Source organism: Sphingobium sp. SJ10-10, assembly GCF_036038995.2.
Lineage (GTDB): Bacteria > Pseudomonadota > Alphaproteobacteria > Sphingomonadales > Sphingomonadaceae > Sphingobium.
On the sequence record NZ_CP158132.1, the window covers coordinates 659,023 to 674,000 of the forward strand.

15 protein-coding genes are annotated in these 14,978 nt (G+C 64.6%); 7 read left to right on the forward strand and 8 right to left on the reverse strand.

Annotated elements, in window-relative coordinates; translation table 11 throughout:
- Nucleotide 1 precedes the first annotated feature (1 nt).
- The 6 genes from VVT58_RS03140 to VVT58_RS03165 all read left to right on the forward strand — a co-directional run bounded on the left by VVT58_RS03140 (nucleotide 2) and on the right by VVT58_RS03165 (nucleotide 6,574).
- Nucleotides 2-1,072 (forward strand): 5-(carboxyamino)imidazole ribonucleotide synthase, encoded by a 1,071-nt coding sequence (locus VVT58_RS03140; protein WP_066558372.1) that lies wholly within the window; start codon nucleotides 2-4, stop codon nucleotides 1,070-1,072.
- On the forward strand, nucleotides 1,069-1,593 hold the full coding sequence (locus tag VVT58_RS03145) for a dihydrofolate reductase (RefSeq protein WP_087573987.1): 525 nt from the start codon (nucleotides 1,069-1,071) through the stop codon (nucleotides 1,591-1,593). The genes VVT58_RS03140 and VVT58_RS03145 overlap by 4 nt, the downstream gene beginning before the upstream one ends.
- Before the next feature lie 8 nt (nucleotides 1,594-1,601).
- Complete coding sequence (locus tag VVT58_RS03150; RefSeq protein WP_327754226.1) at nucleotides 1,602-2,540, forward strand: bifunctional riboflavin kinase/FAD synthetase; 939 nt, start codon at nucleotides 1,602-1,604, stop codon at nucleotides 2,538-2,540.
- A 34-nt stretch (nucleotides 2,541-2,574) separates the two neighbouring features.
- Complete coding sequence (gene ileS, locus VVT58_RS03155) at nucleotides 2,575-5,499, forward strand: isoleucine--tRNA ligase (protein ID WP_327754225.1); 2,925 nt, start codon at nucleotides 2,575-2,577, stop codon at nucleotides 5,497-5,499.
- A 146-nt stretch (nucleotides 5,500-5,645) separates the two neighbouring features.
- Complete coding sequence (gene lspA / locus VVT58_RS03160) at nucleotides 5,646-6,161, forward strand: signal peptidase II (protein ID WP_087573984.1); 516 nt, start codon at nucleotides 5,646-5,648, stop codon at nucleotides 6,159-6,161.
- On the forward strand, nucleotides 6,161-6,574 hold the full coding sequence (locus tag VVT58_RS03165; protein ID WP_066558360.1) for a DUF3035 domain-containing protein: 414 nt from the start codon (nucleotides 6,161-6,163) through the stop codon (nucleotides 6,572-6,574). The genes lspA and VVT58_RS03165 overlap by 1 nt, the downstream gene beginning before the upstream one ends.
- Before the next feature lie 10 nt (nucleotides 6,575-6,584).
- On the opposite strand, the gene VVT58_RS03170 is transcribed toward VVT58_RS03165, so the two are convergent.
- The 8 genes from VVT58_RS03170 to VVT58_RS03205 form a co-directional block, all read right to left on the reverse strand.
- Nucleotides 6,585-6,926: a metalloregulator ArsR/SmtB family transcription factor gene (locus VVT58_RS03170; RefSeq protein WP_327754224.1), complete on the reverse strand. Its 342-nt coding sequence runs from the start codon at nucleotides 6,924-6,926 to the stop codon at nucleotides 6,585-6,587.
- Nucleotides 6,913-7,368, reverse strand: a complete 456-nt coding sequence (locus VVT58_RS03175) for an SRPBCC family protein (RefSeq protein WP_327754223.1) — start codon at nucleotides 7,366-7,368, stop codon at nucleotides 6,913-6,915. The genes VVT58_RS03170 and VVT58_RS03175 overlap by 14 nt, the downstream gene beginning before the upstream one ends.
- A 64-nt stretch (nucleotides 7,369-7,432) precedes the next feature.
- Nucleotides 7,433-9,367: a 1-deoxy-D-xylulose-5-phosphate synthase gene (gene dxs, locus VVT58_RS03180; protein WP_327754222.1), complete on the reverse strand. Its 1,935-nt coding sequence runs from the start codon at nucleotides 9,365-9,367 to the stop codon at nucleotides 7,433-7,435.
- A gap of 49 nt (nucleotides 9,368-9,416) precedes the next feature.
- Nucleotides 9,417-9,887, reverse strand: coding sequence for a transcriptional repressor (locus VVT58_RS03185; RefSeq protein ID WP_327754221.1), 471 nt, complete (start codon nucleotides 9,885-9,887; stop codon nucleotides 9,417-9,419).
- A gap of 59 nt (nucleotides 9,888-9,946) precedes the next feature.
- Nucleotides 9,947-10,273, reverse strand: a complete 327-nt coding sequence (locus VVT58_RS03190; RefSeq protein WP_327754220.1) for a DUF423 domain-containing protein — start codon at nucleotides 10,271-10,273, stop codon at nucleotides 9,947-9,949.
- Complete coding sequence (locus VVT58_RS03195) at nucleotides 10,270-12,090, reverse strand: monovalent cation:proton antiporter-2 (CPA2) family protein (protein ID WP_327754219.1); 1,821 nt, start codon at nucleotides 12,088-12,090, stop codon at nucleotides 10,270-10,272. Before VVT58_RS03195 ends, VVT58_RS03190 begins: the two co-directional genes overlap by 4 nt.
- The gene (locus VVT58_RS03200; RefSeq protein ID WP_327754218.1) at nucleotides 12,090-12,512 is read right to left on the reverse strand and encodes an iron-sulfur cluster assembly scaffold protein; all 423 of its coding nucleotides are present in this window, start codon (nucleotides 12,510-12,512) and stop codon (nucleotides 12,090-12,092) included. The genes VVT58_RS03195 and VVT58_RS03200 overlap by 1 nt, the downstream gene beginning before the upstream one ends.
- A gap of 78 nt (nucleotides 12,513-12,590) precedes the next feature.
- Complete coding sequence (locus VVT58_RS03205; RefSeq protein WP_327754217.1) at nucleotides 12,591-14,669, reverse strand: PBP1A family penicillin-binding protein; 2,079 nt, start codon at nucleotides 14,667-14,669, stop codon at nucleotides 12,591-12,593.
- Between the two features lie 109 nt (nucleotides 14,670-14,778).
- Between VVT58_RS03205 and VVT58_RS03210 the strand changes: the two genes are divergently transcribed.
- On the forward strand, nucleotides 14,779-14,976 hold the full coding sequence (locus VVT58_RS03210; protein WP_327754215.1) for a hypothetical protein: 198 nt from the start codon (nucleotides 14,779-14,781) through the stop codon (nucleotides 14,974-14,976).
- The last annotated feature ends 2 nt before the right edge of the window (nucleotides 14,977-14,978 follow it).

Sequence of the window (14,978 nt, forward strand, 5' to 3'; positions counted from 1 at the left end):
GATGACCATCATCCCGCCCGGCTCGACCATCGGCATATTAGGCGGCGGCCAACTTGGCCGGATGACCGCCATCGCCGCCGCGCAGCTTGGCTATCGCACCCATATCTACGCCCCGGAAAGCAGCGGCCCCGCCGCCGACGTCTCCCCGCGCTGGACGCAGGGCGCCTATGAAGACGCCGAAGCCCTCGCGGCTTTCGCGGACGGCGTGGACGTCGTCACCTACGAGTTCGAGAATATCGATCCTGCCGCCGTCGAAGTCCTCGCCACCCACGGCCTCGTCCGCCCCGGCGCGCAGGCCTTGCGTGTCGCGCAGGACCGCCTTGCCGAAAAGCGTTTCGTCTGCGATCTGGGCGGCCTCACGGCCCCCTTCGCGCAGGTCGAAAGCCTCGACGATCTCGAAGAAGCGCTCGACCAGATCGGCAGCAAGGCGATCCTCAAGACCAACCGCATGGGCTATGACGGCAAGGGACAGGCGCGCCTCTCCGACCCCGGCGACGCGGTCGGCGCTTGGAATGCCATTGGCCGCCAGAGCGCCATAGTCGAAGGCTTCGTGACCTTCCGCCAAGAATATTCCGTCATCCTCGTGCGCGGCGCCAATGGCGACATCCGCTTCTGGGACAGCGCGGCCAATGTCCATAAGGACGGCATCCTCGACACGTCGACGGTCCCGGCTGGCGCGCTCATCGAAGGCCAACTCCCCGAAGCCCGCGCGCTGGCAACGAAAGTCGCCAACGCTCTGGATTATATCGGCGTCCTCACGTTGGAATTCTTCGCCAGCGCCGACGGGCCGGTCTTCAATGAAATGGCCCCACGCGTCCACAATAGCGGCCACTGGACCATCGAAGGCGCTCTTACCAGCCAGTTCGAAAACCATGTGCGGGCGATCTGCGGCCTGCCGCTGGGCGACACCGGCCTTGCCGCCGTGCAGGTCGAGATGCGCAACCTCATCGGTGAGCAAGCCAATGACTGGCAGAAAATCCTGTCCGACCCGGCCAACCATCTGCACCTTTACGGCAAGCACGAAGCCCGCCCTGGCCGCAAAATGGGTCATGTCACCCGCCTGACTCTATGATCGAAACCCCGGAAATCGTCCTCATCCTCGCCCGCGCCGACAATGGCGTGATTGGCAAGGACGGCGATCTGCCCTGGCGCCTGCCTGCCGACCTCAGGCATTTCAAGGCGCTCACCCTCGGCCACCCGATGGTCATGGGCCGAAAGACCTTCGACAGCCTGCCGGGCCTGCTTCCGGGCCGCCGCCACATCGTCCTGACCCGCGATCCGACATGGGCAGGGGAGGGCGCCGAAACCGCCCACAGCCCCCAGGACGCCATCGCCAAGGCCGACGCCCCCCTGATCGCCATCATAGGCGGAGCCGAAATCTACCAATTCTTCCTGCCCCTCGCGCACCGGATCGAACTCACCGAAGTCCACATCGATGCGGAAGGCGACACCCGCATCGCCTATCCCGACCCCGCGAACTGGGAAGAAACCGCCCGCGCAGACCATCCCGCACAGGATGGCCGCCCCGCCTACAGCTTCGTCACCTTCCGCCGCACCGCCGCGCATTGCCAGCGGCCGGACGCATCCCTATAGCGCCCCTCATGGAGCGGCTGCACAGCAGCGACCCGATGCCTGCCCATCTGCGCGGCAGCATCATGGCGCTGGGAAATTTCGACGGATTTCATGCCGGGCATCAGGCTGTCGCCCGCCGCGCCATAGAGCTTGCCCGCGCCGAAGGCCGCCCCGCGATCATCGCCACATTCGACCCGCATCCCATGCGGCTCTTTCGACCCGAAACGCCCTGGTTCCGCCTGACCACGCTCGACCAGCGCGAACGCCTGTTCGCCAAAGCCGGGGCCGATGCCATGTTGGTGTTCGACTTCACCCGCGAACTCGCGGCCCTCGACCCGCAAGCCTTCGTCCGCCTGCTGACCGGCTGGGGCGTCGCGGGAGTCGTCACTGGCGAGGATTTCACCTTCGGCAAGGACCGCGCAGGCACCACCGAAACCCTCGCGCAATTGGGCGGCGCCATGGGCCTTAGCGCGCAAGCCGTCGCGCCGGTCAGCGGAGCAGGCGGAGAAATCATCTCCTCCACCCGCATCCGTCAGGCGCTCAAATCCGGCGATTGCGCCACTGCCACCCGCCTGCTGACCCGCCCCTTCACGATCGAGGGCATGGTCCAGCATGGCGACAAGCTTGGCCGCACCATCGGTTTCCCGACCGCCAATGTCGACCTGGGCCATTATCTGCGCCCGGCCTATGGCATTTACGCCGTGCGCGGCCTGCTTGCCGACGGACGCGTACTGGACGGCGCCGCCAATCTCGGCATCCGCCCCAGCTTCGATCCGCCCAAGGAATTGCTGGAGCCGCATTTCTTCGATTTCGCCGAAAGCCTCTACGATCAGGTGATAGAGGTCCAACTCATCCACTTCCTCCGCCCGGAAGCGAAATATGACGGTCTCGACCCGCTAATGGCGGCGATCGCGAAGGACTGCGACGATGCGCGGCAAATCCTTGCGGGAACGCCGTACCTCGCCTAATGCCGCGCGATCAGATCAAAACGCGCGGACCTTCATGACCGACCAGCCCAGCCAAGAAACCAAAGATTATAAGAGCACCGTATTCCTGCCCGTCACCGACTTCCCGATGAAGGCGGGCCTCGCGCAGAAGGAACCGGCGATCCTCGCGCGCTGGGAGGAAATGGACCTCTATGGCAAGCTGCGCGAGCGGCGGAAGGGCCGCGAACGCTTCATCCTCCACGACGGCCCGCCCTATGCCAATGGCGACATCCATATGGGCCATGCGATGAACAAGGTGCTCAAGGACATTATCGTCCGCAGCCAGTCCCTGCTCGGCAAGGACGCGCCCTATGTCCCCGGCTGGGATTGCCACGGCTTGCCCATCGAATGGAAGATCGAGGAGGAATATCGCAAGAAGAAGCAGAATAAGGACGAGGTTCCGCCCCAGGAGTTCCGCGCCGAATGCCGCGCCTATGCGGACAAATGGGTCGGCGTGCAGAAGGAGCAGTTCAAGCGCCTTGGCGTAATGGGCGACTGGGACGATCCCTATCTCACCATGAAGTTCGACGCCGAAGCCACCATCGTTGGCGAACTGCTGAAATTCGCGGAAAGCGGCCAGCTCTATCGCGGCGCCAAGCCCGTTATGTGGTCGCCTGTCGAAAAGACCGCGCTGGCCGAGGCGGAGGTCGAATATGAGGACATCGTCTCGACCCAGATCGACGTGGCGTTCGAGATTGTCGAAGCGCCGAATGCACCGGAATTGCAGCAGGCGATCGACGCTGGCGTTAAACACTATGCGGCTATTTGGACAACGACGCCTTGGACGATTCCTGTTAATCAAGCACTCGCGTTCGGACCCAACGTTGATTACGCCATTTATGAGTTGGCTGACGGTCGGCGGGTCATCATGGCGATGGCGCCGACGATTACAGCGGCCGCCTTGGCTCGCATGGGTGAGACCGAAAATTGCAAAGGGTTATTGAAGGGCAGTCTTGAGGGTGCCGTCGCCCGCCACCCGATGCACGCCCTCGGCGGCTTCTTCGCCAAGCCCCGCCCGTTCCTCGCGGGTGATTTCGTCACCACCGACGCGGGCACCGGCCTCGTCCACATGGCGCCCGACCATGGCGAGGACGACTTCGCGCTCTGCAAGGCGAACGGCATCAACCCGGTCTTCGCCGTCGAAAATGACGGCAAATATCGCGAAGACTGGCTCTGGCTCGGCGGCCAAGGATCGGTCATCAACCCGAAATTCGTCAGCAAGGACGGCCCGATCTGCACCGACCTGCGCGAAGCAGGCGGGCTTCTGGCTGCCTCCGACGACTTCAAGCACAGCTATCCCCATAGCTGGCGCTCCAAGGCGAAGATCATCTTCCGCTGCACCCCCCAATGGTTCATCCCGATGGACCAGACTTCACCCCTCCCCTTCAGGGGAGGAGCCGGGGGTGGGGGCTCTCCAGATAGTTCGGGGCTTGGATTGATCTCCCACCCCAACCCCTCCCATGAAGGGGAGGGGCTTAAGGGCAATGGCGCCACCCTGCGCGACCTCGCCCTCAACTCGATCGAAAACACCCGCTGGGTGCCGGAACGCTCGATCAACCGCATCCGCTCGATGGTGGAGGGCCGCCCCGACTGGGTGATCAGCCGCCAGCGCGCCTGGGGCGTGCCCATCGCCCTCTATGTTCATCGCAAGACTGGCGAATATCTGGTTGATAAAGCAGTCAATGCCCGCATCATCGAGGCGTTCAAGGGCGCGGGCGCCGACGCTTGGTTCGGTGCCGACCATCAGGCGCTGCTCGGCCCGGATTACGACCTCGACGATTATGAGGTGGTGAACGACATTCTCGACGTCTGGTTCGACAGCGGCTCGACCCACAGCTTCGTGGTCGAGGGCCGCTACGGCCCCGATGCCCGCGCCGACCTTTATCTGGAAGGCTCCGACCAGCATCGCGGCTGGTTCCAGTCTTCGCTGCTCGAAAGCAGCGGCACCCGCGGCCGCGCGCCCTATGGCGCTGTTCTCACCCACGGCTTCGCGCTGGACGGGCAGGGCCGCAAAATGTCGAAGAGCCTCGGCAATGTGGTCGATCCGCTGAAGGTCATTGCGGAAAGCGGTTCCGACATATTGCGCGTCTGGGTCGCCAGCACCGACTATTTCGACGATGTCCGCATCGGCAAGGAAGTGCTGGCCGGTTCGTCGGACGCCTATCGCAAACTTCGCAACACTTTCCGTTACTTGCTGGGCGCTCTTTCCGATTTTTCGGAAGAGGAAAAGCTGCCCGTTTCGGAAATGCCGGAACTGGAGCGCTACATGCTCCACCGGCTTGCCAGTCTCGACGCGGACCTCAAGGCGGTGGTGGACAAGGCGGCCGGCAGCGAAAATTGGCTCGAGTTCAGCCGCTACACCCGCGCCCTGTTCGACTTCGCCAACAGCGACCTCTCGGCTTTCTTCTTCGACATTCGCAAGGACTGCCTCTATTGCGACGCGAAGAGCGATCCCAAGCGCCGCGCCTATCGCACCGTGCTGGACACGCTGTTCCACGCGCTGGTCCGCTACGCCGCGCCGATCATCCCCTTCACGGCTGAGGAAGTGTGGCAAAGCCGCTATCCAAGCCATGAAGACAGCGTGCATTTTCTCGAATGGCCGGAAGTCGACGCGGCTTGGGCGAATGAAGCGCTCGACGCCAAGTGGACCGAGCTGCGCAACCAGCGCGATCAGGTCAACGAAGCCATCGAACCGCTCCGCCGCGAAAAGATCGTCCGCTCCAGCCTGGAGGCCGACGTCACCATGGGTCAGCTGGTCCCCAGTGACGGTGTGAACTTCGCAGAAATCGCCATCGTCGCCCGCGTCGAAATGGGCAAGGGCGATGGCATCGTCGTCAAGCCCAGCGAATGGCACAAATGCGGCCGCTGCTGGCGCCTGCTGCCGGAGGTGAAGGAAGACGGCGCACTCTGCAACCGCTGCGACGAAGTGCTGTCGGTTTGATATGAAGCGCTTGCCAGTGCTTCGTGCTCCTGCGAAGGCAGGAGCCCAGTCTAGAGGTCCGAACTGGGCTCTCGCGAACCACTCGTCTCACTCGAGTGCCTTCGCAGGAGCACGGGGCGCTCGAATTTCAGGTTGAGCACTTATTGATGCCAAATCCCGTCAACCACCGCCCGCTTGGCTTGATCGTCGCGATCGTCACGCTCGCGCTCGACCAACTCGTCAAATATACCGTCACCTATCCGCTGGCGCTGAAAAGCCGGATGGACGACGGCATTGAAATCCTGCCCATCTTCCGCCTGCGCTGGCTGGAAAATCGCGGCGTTTCCATGGGCTTCTTCCACGCCGACAGCGACATGATGCGCTGGATACTCGTCGGCATGACCATGCTGATCGCGGGGTTCGTCGGCGTGTGGATGTGGCGCGAAAAGGCGCGGCAGGATGTCGGGGCGCTCGGCCTCGTCCTCGGTGGCGCGATTGGCAATATCGTCGACCGCGTACGCCTTGGCTATGTCGTCGATTATGCCGACCTGCACTTTGGCGAATGGCGGCCTTTCCTGATTTTCAACCTAGCGGATGCGGCTATCACTTTCGGCGTGCTGATCCTGCTTGCGCGGGCGCTTCTGCTGCGCGAGAAGGGCGCAAAGACGGAGTCATTGAACTAATGCGTAAACTGATCCTCGCCGCTGGCCTGATTTCGATGCTGTCCGCTTGCGGCGGCGGCGGCGGCCTCTTCGGCCGTGCCCGCCCCGACGAGTTCGCCGTGGCGCGTCAGGCTCCGCTGGTGATCCCGCCCGACTTCGCGCTGGTCCCGCCCGCACCGGGCACCCCGGCGGCTGCGTCCATCGATTCGAGCAAGGCCGCCATGGAAGCCATGTTCGGCGGCCCCGCCGCCCGCAGCCCCGGCGAAAGCGCCACGCTGAACGCCGCCGGCCGTGCCAATGCCGCCGCTGGCATCCGCTCCTCGGCTGGCGATCCGGCGACCGAAGTCGTGGACAAGGGCGCCACCACCCGCGACATCATCGCTGCCCCGGAAGGTGATGGCCAGGACGCTCGCGCTTCCACCCCGCAGCAGTAAAAGCAGAAACTTAGGGCTGGTTCTCGATAAAGTCCTTGAACCGGCCCAAAGTCCCGTCCCACTGGCTCCCCACCTGGTCGAGCCAGTTCCGGGCCTCCGCGAAGACCTCCGGCTGCAAGGTGAACAGCACCTCCCGCCCGCTCCTGGTCCGCCGCACCAGCCCTGCGCCCAGCAGCACATCCAGATGCTTTGACACCGCCTGACGGCTGATCGGCAATCCATCGCCCAGTTGAACGATGGACCGCTCTCCACCATCGGAAAGCCGCCCGATCAGCCCCAGCCGCGTCGCGTCCCCCAAGGCCGCAAACAGCCGGGCCGGATCGGAGGCAGGGGTCTTCTCAGCCCTCAACATAGTCGCGGATATTCTTCACCTGCTCTGCCCAACCGCCGTCATTGGACCGCATGACATTGCTCCGCCGAGGCTCCGGCACCTTGTCGAATCCGCTCTCGGTCACAGTCAGCCGCGTGCCATTCCCTAACGGCTCCAGCACGAACTCCACCAGCGTCCATTCCGAGACGGCCACGCCGCTCTCCATCAGCGCCTTGTCGCCTCCGGTCGCCGGCCACTCATAGGCAAAGCGCGTCATCGGCTCGATCGCCAAAACCCGTGCTTCCCAGCGATAATCCTCATAGCCGGGATAGGTCATATGCCCGGTCGAAGCCTGACCCACGGCAAAAGGCTGATCCAGCGCGACGCGGAACCATGCCCCGAATTTTTCATGATCGATCAGCGCGTTCCAAACCTTCGCGACGGGCGCGGCAATCTCGATGGTCTTGATGATGGAATCGGTCATATCGGCAACCTCCTGGTTGCCAATATGCACGCGTCTGGAATTCATGCAACCTTTTGGTTGCTAATCAGGCCCGCACCTCTGTCCCGATGCCCGCGCTGTTATGACGCAGCGCCGTCAGCACCGTGTCGACGATCGCTTCCGCATCCAGCCGCGCATCGGCATATTGCTTTTCGGGCTTGTCCTGATCCTGGAAGATGTCGGGCAGGCGCATGGTCCGCAGCTTCAGGCCATTGTCGATCAGTCCCTGGTCGCTCGCCAAGGTCAGCACATGCGCGCCAAGGCCGCCGATCGAGCCTTCCTCGATCGTGACCGCGACTTCATGGGTCGTCAGCAGCTTGCGAATCAGGGCTTCATCCAACGGCTTGGCAAAGCGAAGATCGGCCACGGTGGTGGACAGACCCCTGGCTTCCAGCGCTTCGGCGGCTTTCATCGCTTCCTCCAGCCGGGTGCCAAGCGACAGGATCGCAACCTGGCGCCCCTCGCGCACGATCCGGCCCTTGCCGATCTCCAGCCTTTCCGGTGTTTCGGGCAGGGCGATCCCCGTGCCATTGCCGCGTGGATAGCGCACCGCGATCGGTCCGTCGTCATGCATCGCGCAGGTATGAACCATATGGACCAGTTCCGCTTCGTCGGCGGCTGCCATGACAACGAAATTGGGCAGGCTGGCGAGGTAGGTGACGTCAAAGCTGCCCGCATGGGTCGAACCGTCCGCGCCCACCAGACCCGCCCGGTCGATGGCGAAGCGCACCGGCAGATTTTGGATCGCCACGTCATGCACGACCTGATCATAGGCCCGCTGCAGGAAGGTCGAATAGATCGCGCAGAAGGGCCGCATTCCCTGCGCGGCGAGGCCCGCCGCGAATGTCACGGCATGTTGCTCCGCAATGCCGACGTCGAAAGTCCGGTCGGGAAAGGCGGCGGCGAATTTGTCCAGTCCCGTGCCCGAAGGCATGGCGGCGGTGATCGCGCACACGGCGGGATCGCGCTCCGCCTCCGCGATCAGCGCCTTGGCGAAGACGCCGGTATAGCTGGGCGGTCCCGGAGGCGCCTTGGCCTGCGCGCCGGTGATGATGTCGAACTTTTGCACGCCATGATATTTGTCCGCCGCCGCCTCGGCCGGGGCATAGCCCTTGCCCTTCTGCGTCACGACATGGACAAGGCATGGCCCTTCCGCCGCATCGCGCACATTTTCCAGCACCGGGATCAACTGGTCCAGATTATGCCCGTCGATCGGGCCGACATAATAGAAGCCCAGTTCTTCGAATAATGTCCCACCCATCGCCATGCCGCGCGCGAATTCGTCAGTCTTGCGCGCCGCATTGTGGAGCGGACGGGGCAGCCGCCGCGCCAGCCGCTTGGCAAGGTCGCGCAGGCCAAGGAACTCCCGGCTCGACACCAGACGCGCCAGATAGGCCGACAGCCCGCCCACAGGAGGGGCGATCGACATGTCATTGTCGTTCAATATGACGATCAGCCGGTTGCCCGCTTCCCGCGCATTGTTCATCGCCTCATAGGCCATGCCGGCCGACATGGAACCGTCACCGATGACCGCGATCGCCTTGCCGGCCTTGCCCTGCATCTTGTTCGCCACGGCGAAGCCCAGGGCCGCGCTGATCGATGTCGAGCTATGCGCCGCGCCGAAGGGATCATAGTCGCTCTCGGCCCGCTTGGTGAAACCGCTGAGCCCGCCGCCCTGACGCAAGGTGCGGATACGGTCGCGCCGCCCGGTCAGGATCTTGTGCGGATAGCATTGATGCCCCACGTCCCACACCAGCTTGTCGTTCGGCGTGTCGAACACATAATGAATGGCGGCGGTCAGCTCCACCACGCCCAGCCCGGACCCCAGATGGCCGCCCGTCACGCCCACGGCGGAAATCACTTCCTGCCGCAGCTCATCGGCCAGTTGCCGAAGCTGATCGGGTTGCAGCTTACGCAGCTCCGCAGGCCAGACGACCTGGTCGAGCAGCGGGGTGGAGGGGCGATCGTTCATGAAAGACATAGACTCCTGACCGCGCTAGGCCGTTCCGGGCCGAAGCGCAACGTCTCCATCACGCCACGCACTTGGCGCAGGTGCCCAATATCTCGATGACCGGGCGTTCCGGCTGAAACCCCTCCGCCCTGGCGACGGCGCGGACCTTGTCCGTCACCTTGTCGTCGTCGACATGGGTGGCTTGTTTGCAGCTTTTGCATACCAGGAAGATGCAATCATGGTGGCAGCCCGGATGCACATTGGCGATATAGGCATTGGCGCTTTCCACCCGCATCGCGATATTGTTGCTCACGAACAGGTCGAGGATGCGGTAAACGCTGTTGGGCGCCACGCGCTTTCCGCGCACCTTGGACACGGTATCGGCTATGTCATAGGCTGAGGCCGGGGTCTCCTCCGCCGCCAGAGCGTCGAAAATGGCCGCGCGCATCGGCGTCCATTGTTCCTGGCTCGCCTCCAGCGTGGCGCGTGCGGCATCGGCCAGACTGGCGCCTGCCGGTTCATGATGGTCGTGTTGGTGGTGATCGGCCATAAGTTCAATCTAAGCGTGGGCGGGGATGAGGGCAAGTGGTGGGCGTTGGAGGCGCGCCATCATCCGCGCCAATATATCCAGGCCGCCCATATCCACCCGGCGATCATCAGGGTTCCGCCGATCGGCGTCACCGCGCCCAGCCATTTGGGCGCTCCGAGCGCCATGGCATAGAGGGTGAAGGCGAAAATCGCAGCTCCGCCCAATTGCAGCGCCGCCGGACCCCGCGCCACCCCCATGATGGCGAGTGCGGCCACGGCATGGATGAGCTGATAGAGGCCGCCAGTGCGCAGCCATTCCGCGGCCTGCGGGCTGGCCGCGCCATGCGCGCCAAAGGCTCCCGCCGCAATCGCCAAAGCCGCCGATAGCGCCGCCAGAACCGCAATCATGCCTCTTCCTCCCCTTCGCCGCGCGCCAGCAGACGCATCCGCCTGCCGGGCCGGTACATCAAATCCTTGGCCGCCAGCAAATTGCCATGCTCGATCTGGAGCGCCATGCGCTGCTCGTCATTCCGGCGATATTGGCGCTCGACCTCCTCGACCTCTTCGGATGGCACGCCCAGCGCCTGCATCGCCTGCACGCCCATGAGAATCGCGGATTCGAACACTTCGCGCACGATGCCTGCCAGATCCATGTCCTTGAGGGCCAGCAACTGCCGCCGGTCGAAGGCGCGCACCACCAGCGCCGCCTGCGGGAAAGCCTCCGCAATCGGCTCCAGCACCCGCGCGTCGAGCGAGGGATCGTCAATGCAGAAGGCGATCAGCCGCGCCTCCTCCGCGCCCGACCGGCGCAGCAGGTCGATCCGCGTGCCGTCGCCATAAGAGACCTTCATGTCGAAGCGGCTGGACACTTCGATCTGGGAGGGCTTCTTGTCGATCAGCACGACGCCGAAGCCATGGCCCATCAACATCTGCGCGACGGTTTGCCCGAAACGGCCATAGCCGACGATGATCGCGGTGCCGCGGGGCGCGTCCTCGGGCCTGGGCAGATCCGGCCTAGCCTTGGGCTTGGCGAATTCCAGCCTGCGGGCGAACAGCATCAGGAACGGCGTCGTCGCCATGGAGAAGGTGACGATGGCGCTGAACAGGCTGGCCGCCTGGGGCGCGATCAGCAGGGCGTTCTGCGCTTGCGCGAACAGCACGAAGCCGAACTCGCCACCCTGGCTCAGCAACAGCCCCGCGCCGATCGCCTGATTCCACTCCATGCCGAACAGCCGGGCAAGGCCGGTGATCAGCCCTGCCTTGGTCAGCACCAATATCGCAGCCATGCCGATGACGAAGAAGGGATTGGCCGCCACCACATGCAGATCCAGCACCATGCCGACCGCCAGGAAGAACAGGCCGAGCAGGATCGAGCGGAAGGGTTCGACATCCGCCTCTATCTCGTGCCGATAGGGCGAATCGGCCAGCATCACGCCTGCGATAAAGGCGCCCAGCGCGGTCGAGAGGTGCAGGCTATGCATCAACGCCGCCGCCGCCAGCACCGTGAACAGCCCGACCGTGACGAACAGCTCCCGCTCGCCCAGCCGCCCGACCAGTTGCAGCAGCGGGCGCAGGATGAAGCGCCCCGCCAGCACCAGTCCGGCAATCGCCGCGACCGTATAGCCCGCCATCATCCATCCCGGCGGCCCGCCGACATCTTCAGGATTGCGCGACAGGGCCGCGACGATGGTGATCAGCGGAACGATCGACAGATCCTGGAACAGCAGGATCGAAAACACCTTCTCGCCAAAGGGCGAATTGATGCGGCCGCTGCTCTTGAGGCCGGGAAGAACCTGCGCCGTGGAGGAAAGAGCGAGCGGCAACCCCAGCGCGATCGCTGCCCCCCAGGTGAAGCCGGTGGTGTAGAAAATGATCGCCGTCAGCGCGCATCCGCACAGCACCACCTGCGCCGTGCCCAGAGCGAAAATATCCCGTTTCAGCCGCCACAAGCGCGCCGGATGCAGTTCCAGCCCGACCAGGAAGAGCAGCAGAACGATGCCGATCTCTGCAATGGCAAGCTTCGATTCCGCCCCGCCGACCAGCCTCAGCCCCTGCGGCCCGACCAGTGCGCCGGCAACCAGATAGCCGAGCACGGCGCCCAGCCCCAGACGGCGGAAAACCATGACGAACAGCACCGCCGCGCCAAGCAGCACCACCCCTTCGGAGAGCAATATGTCAGTGGCGGAAACCGGCGAAGCGGCGACCTGCGCAACCTGTCCCTGCATCAGGCGTCGGCCATGCGCGCGGCTTCGGCAATGGCTTCGAAGCCCAGCCGGATGGAGGCATGGCGCGCCGGATAGCCCCGGGCAGGCGCCAGCACCGTCAGCCCCGGCCAGAAATCCAGATCGTCGCTTTCCCCGGCCAGATAGGTGGTCAGCCGGTCCCGCGCATCGGCCAGCTCATCGGCGGTGAGGCCGATCGCCTGCGCCGCCATCAGCGCCGCCGAAGCTTGCCCTAAGGCGCAGGCCTTCACATCCAGTCCCAAATCGGCAAGCCGTCCCGCTTCCATCCTGACATCCGCCGTCACCCGCGACCCGCAGGTGGGCGAGCGTTTCTCCACGCTCGCCTGCGGATCGGGCAGCCGCTTGTGATGGGGAATGTTCGCGGCCAGCCGCAAAATGTCCTTATTGTAGAGGGGGGCACTCATCCCCACCCATGTAGGGCAGGACGCGCCGGGGAGAAAGGGCGCAACCCCATGTTTTGTTGCAGCCGCGCCGCTCTCATCTCAGGGTCTTTGATCGCTCGCGGCCGGATCGGTCGGGACGACGATTCGTGGCGGCGGCGTGCCGGGCTGCGGTCCGGGCGCGCCCGGCGGAGGTTCGGGCGGCTGGTCGATCGGCAAACGAAGCTGTCCGTTGCCGATATTCACCGTCACGCCCTGCGTATCCAGGCCGACGCTCATATTGCCCAGGCCCGCCTCCGTCGCGACATTGGCGATGGCGTTGACGAGGTCGCTGTCCTTCGTCTCCTCCGGCGCATCCTCGACCGGTTCGTTGATCGCGCCCGCCATGAAATTGCGCCAGATCCGCGCAGGCACGCCGCCACCCGCCGCGCCGCCGGGCAGGGGGGTGTTGTCGTCATTGCCGATCCATACCGCCGTCACCAGCCCGCCCGCATAGCCGACAAAGATCGCATCCCGGCTGTCCTGCGTCGTGCCGGTCTTGCCGAAGGTGCTGGTCCGCAATGCCGCCGCGCTTCCCGTGCCGCGATTGGCGGCGGAGGACAGCAGGTCGCGGATCATCTCCAACTGGTCGTCGCTGAAAGCTTTTCGGCGGCTCAGCAGCCGGTCGAACCAGCCCTGTTCCTCGGGCGGCAGGCCATGGGCCAGCACCGGATAGGCGCCCGCCGCCACCGCCGCATAGGCCTCGGTCAGCTCCACCAGCGGGATTTCCGAGGTGCCGAGCGCCAGGCTTAAGTCCTCGGTCAGCGGCGCGGTGACGCCCAGATCGCGCGCCACCTTGATGACATTGTCGACGCCGATCTTCTGCGTCAGCCGCACCGCCGCGACGTTGCTCGACGCGGCAAAGGCCTGCCGCAGCGTGATGCGCCCGCGATATTTGCCGCCATGATTGGCCGGGCGATAGGTGCCCGTGGTGATCGGCGTGTCCTCGATAAAATCGTCGGGCGTCATGCCTGCGCGGAATGCCGCGAGATAGACGAACAGCTTGAAGGTCGAACCCGGCTGGCGCTTCGCCTGCACAGCGCGATTGAAGGCGCTTTTGCCATAATCCTTGCCGCCCACCATGGCGACGACGCTGCCATCGGGCTTCATAGCCACCAGCGCCGCTTCCGCCTTGCCTAGCGGGGCACGGCGGATCGCGGCTTCCGCCAGCCTTTGAATACGCCAGTCGAGCGTGGTCGTCACATTTTGCGCGCCATAGACCGCGCCCGCCCGATCCCGCGCCTGGGGCAGCACCCAATCCGCGAAATAAGTGCCGCTGGTCGGATCGGGCGCCTCATGCACATTGAGCCGCGCCGGGGGCAGGGCATCGCGCTGCGCCTTGCTGATATAGCCCGCTTCGACCATCGCCTGCGTCACCAGCGCCGCCCGGTCCCGCGCGCCTTTCAAATTGGTCGTCGGCGCGAGGCGCGAGGGTGCTTTCAGCAGCCCCGCCAGCATCGCCGCCTGCGATATGGTCAGCCGCTCCGGCTGGCGGTTGAAATAGTGGAGCGACGCCGCTCGCAACCCATAGACATTGTCCCCGAAATAGACGTTGGAGAGGTAGCGCTCCATGATCTGGTCCTTGGTCAACCACGCTTCCAGCCAGAAAGCGATCAGCGCCTCCCGCGCCTTGCGCCCGAAAGTCCGGTCGCTGGAGAGGAACACGCCCTTGGCGAGCTGCTGCGTGATCGTGCTGCCGCCCTGCGACGATCCGCTGGACCAGAGATTATGCCATGCCGCCCGCGCCACGCCGCGAGGGTCGACGCCCCAATGATCGTAGAATCGCCGGTCCTCGATCGCCATGAAGGCCTGCGGCACATGTTTGGGCAGCGCCGCTACCGTCACCGGCCTGTCGATGATCGCGCCGCGCCGGGCGATCAGATGGCTGTCCGCCGACATCAGGCTGATGCTGGGCGGCGCGATGGGCTTCAGGGAACGGGACATCGGCGCCGTCACCGCAAGCCAGGCGATGACGATCATCAGCAGCGCCAGCAGGGCCGCGACTACCCATCCGCCGATCTGCACCCGGCGCTTCCAGGGTCTTGGCGGCGCAAAAGCGCTTGGCGGGCCGGCGCCGAAGGCGCGGGGCGGCAGGGTTTCGGGCTCCGGAGTCGGCAGGGGGTCTTTCATCGCTTCGGTCATACTGTGTTATTTGCCTGATACAGTCAAGCATGTCCCGTCGCGGGACAGTCCCGGGTTAACTTTGAATCGCGATGTTACAAATGGTAAAGAATCTCTTAACCTGTCGCCCATGAGAACGAGACCTCTAGTCCTGACGAGCGAGTCGGCCCGCCATCCGTTCCGCCAGCGGCTGCCTCGCCACGTGCTGCGCCTGGCCGATGAAGCGGCCAGCCGTCCCCGCGTGCAGCCGTCCGACGACAATGACTGGAAGCTGTTCATGCTAAGCTTCGGCGCCTTCTTCACGGCTTTCTACAGCTTCATCTTTTAAGA

Coding starts and splice junctions, on each gene's coding strand:
- VVT58_RS03140 (WP_066558372.1), top strand. CDS start 2: ATGACCATCATCCCGCCCGGCTCGACCATCGGCATATTAGGCGGCGGC.
- VVT58_RS03145 (WP_087573987.1), top strand. CDS start 1,069: ATGATCGAAACCCCGGAAATCGTCCTCATCCTCGCCCGCGCCGACAAT.
- VVT58_RS03150 (WP_327754226.1), top strand. CDS start 1,602: ATGGAGCGGCTGCACAGCAGCGACCCGATGCCTGCCCATCTGCGCGGC.
- ileS (WP_327754225.1), top strand. CDS start 2,575: ATGACCGACCAGCCCAGCCAAGAAACCAAAGATTATAAGAGCACCGTA.
- lspA (WP_087573984.1), top strand. CDS start 5,646: ATGCCAAATCCCGTCAACCACCGCCCGCTTGGCTTGATCGTCGCGATC.
- VVT58_RS03165 (WP_066558360.1), top strand. CDS start 6,161: ATGCGTAAACTGATCCTCGCCGCTGGCCTGATTTCGATGCTGTCCGCT.
- VVT58_RS03170 (WP_327754224.1), bottom strand. CDS start 6,926: ATGTTGAGGGCTGAGAAGACCCCTGCCTCCGATCCGGCCCGGCTGTTT.
- VVT58_RS03175 (WP_327754223.1), bottom strand. CDS start 7,368: ATGACCGATTCCATCATCAAGACCATCGAGATTGCCGCGCCCGTCGCG.
- dxs (WP_327754222.1), bottom strand. CDS start 9,367: ATGTCTTTCATGAACGATCGCCCCTCCACCCCGCTGCTCGACCAGGTC.
- VVT58_RS03185 (WP_327754221.1), bottom strand. CDS start 9,887: ATGGCCGATCACCACCAACACGACCATCATGAACCGGCAGGCGCCAGT.
- VVT58_RS03190 (WP_327754220.1), bottom strand. CDS start 10,273: ATGATTGCGGTTCTGGCGGCGCTATCGGCGGCTTTGGCGATTGCGGCG.
- VVT58_RS03195 (WP_327754219.1), bottom strand. CDS start 12,090: ATGCAGGGACAGGTTGCGCAGGTCGCCGCTTCGCCGGTTTCCGCCACT.
- VVT58_RS03200 (WP_327754218.1), bottom strand. CDS start 12,512: ATGAGTGCCCCCCTCTACAATAAGGACATTTTGCGGCTGGCCGCGAAC.
- VVT58_RS03205 (WP_327754217.1), bottom strand. CDS start 14,669: ATGACCGAAGCGATGAAAGACCCCCTGCCGACTCCGGAGCCCGAAACC.
- VVT58_RS03210 (WP_327754215.1), top strand. CDS start 14,779: ATGAGAACGAGACCTCTAGTCCTGACGAGCGAGTCGGCCCGCCATCCG.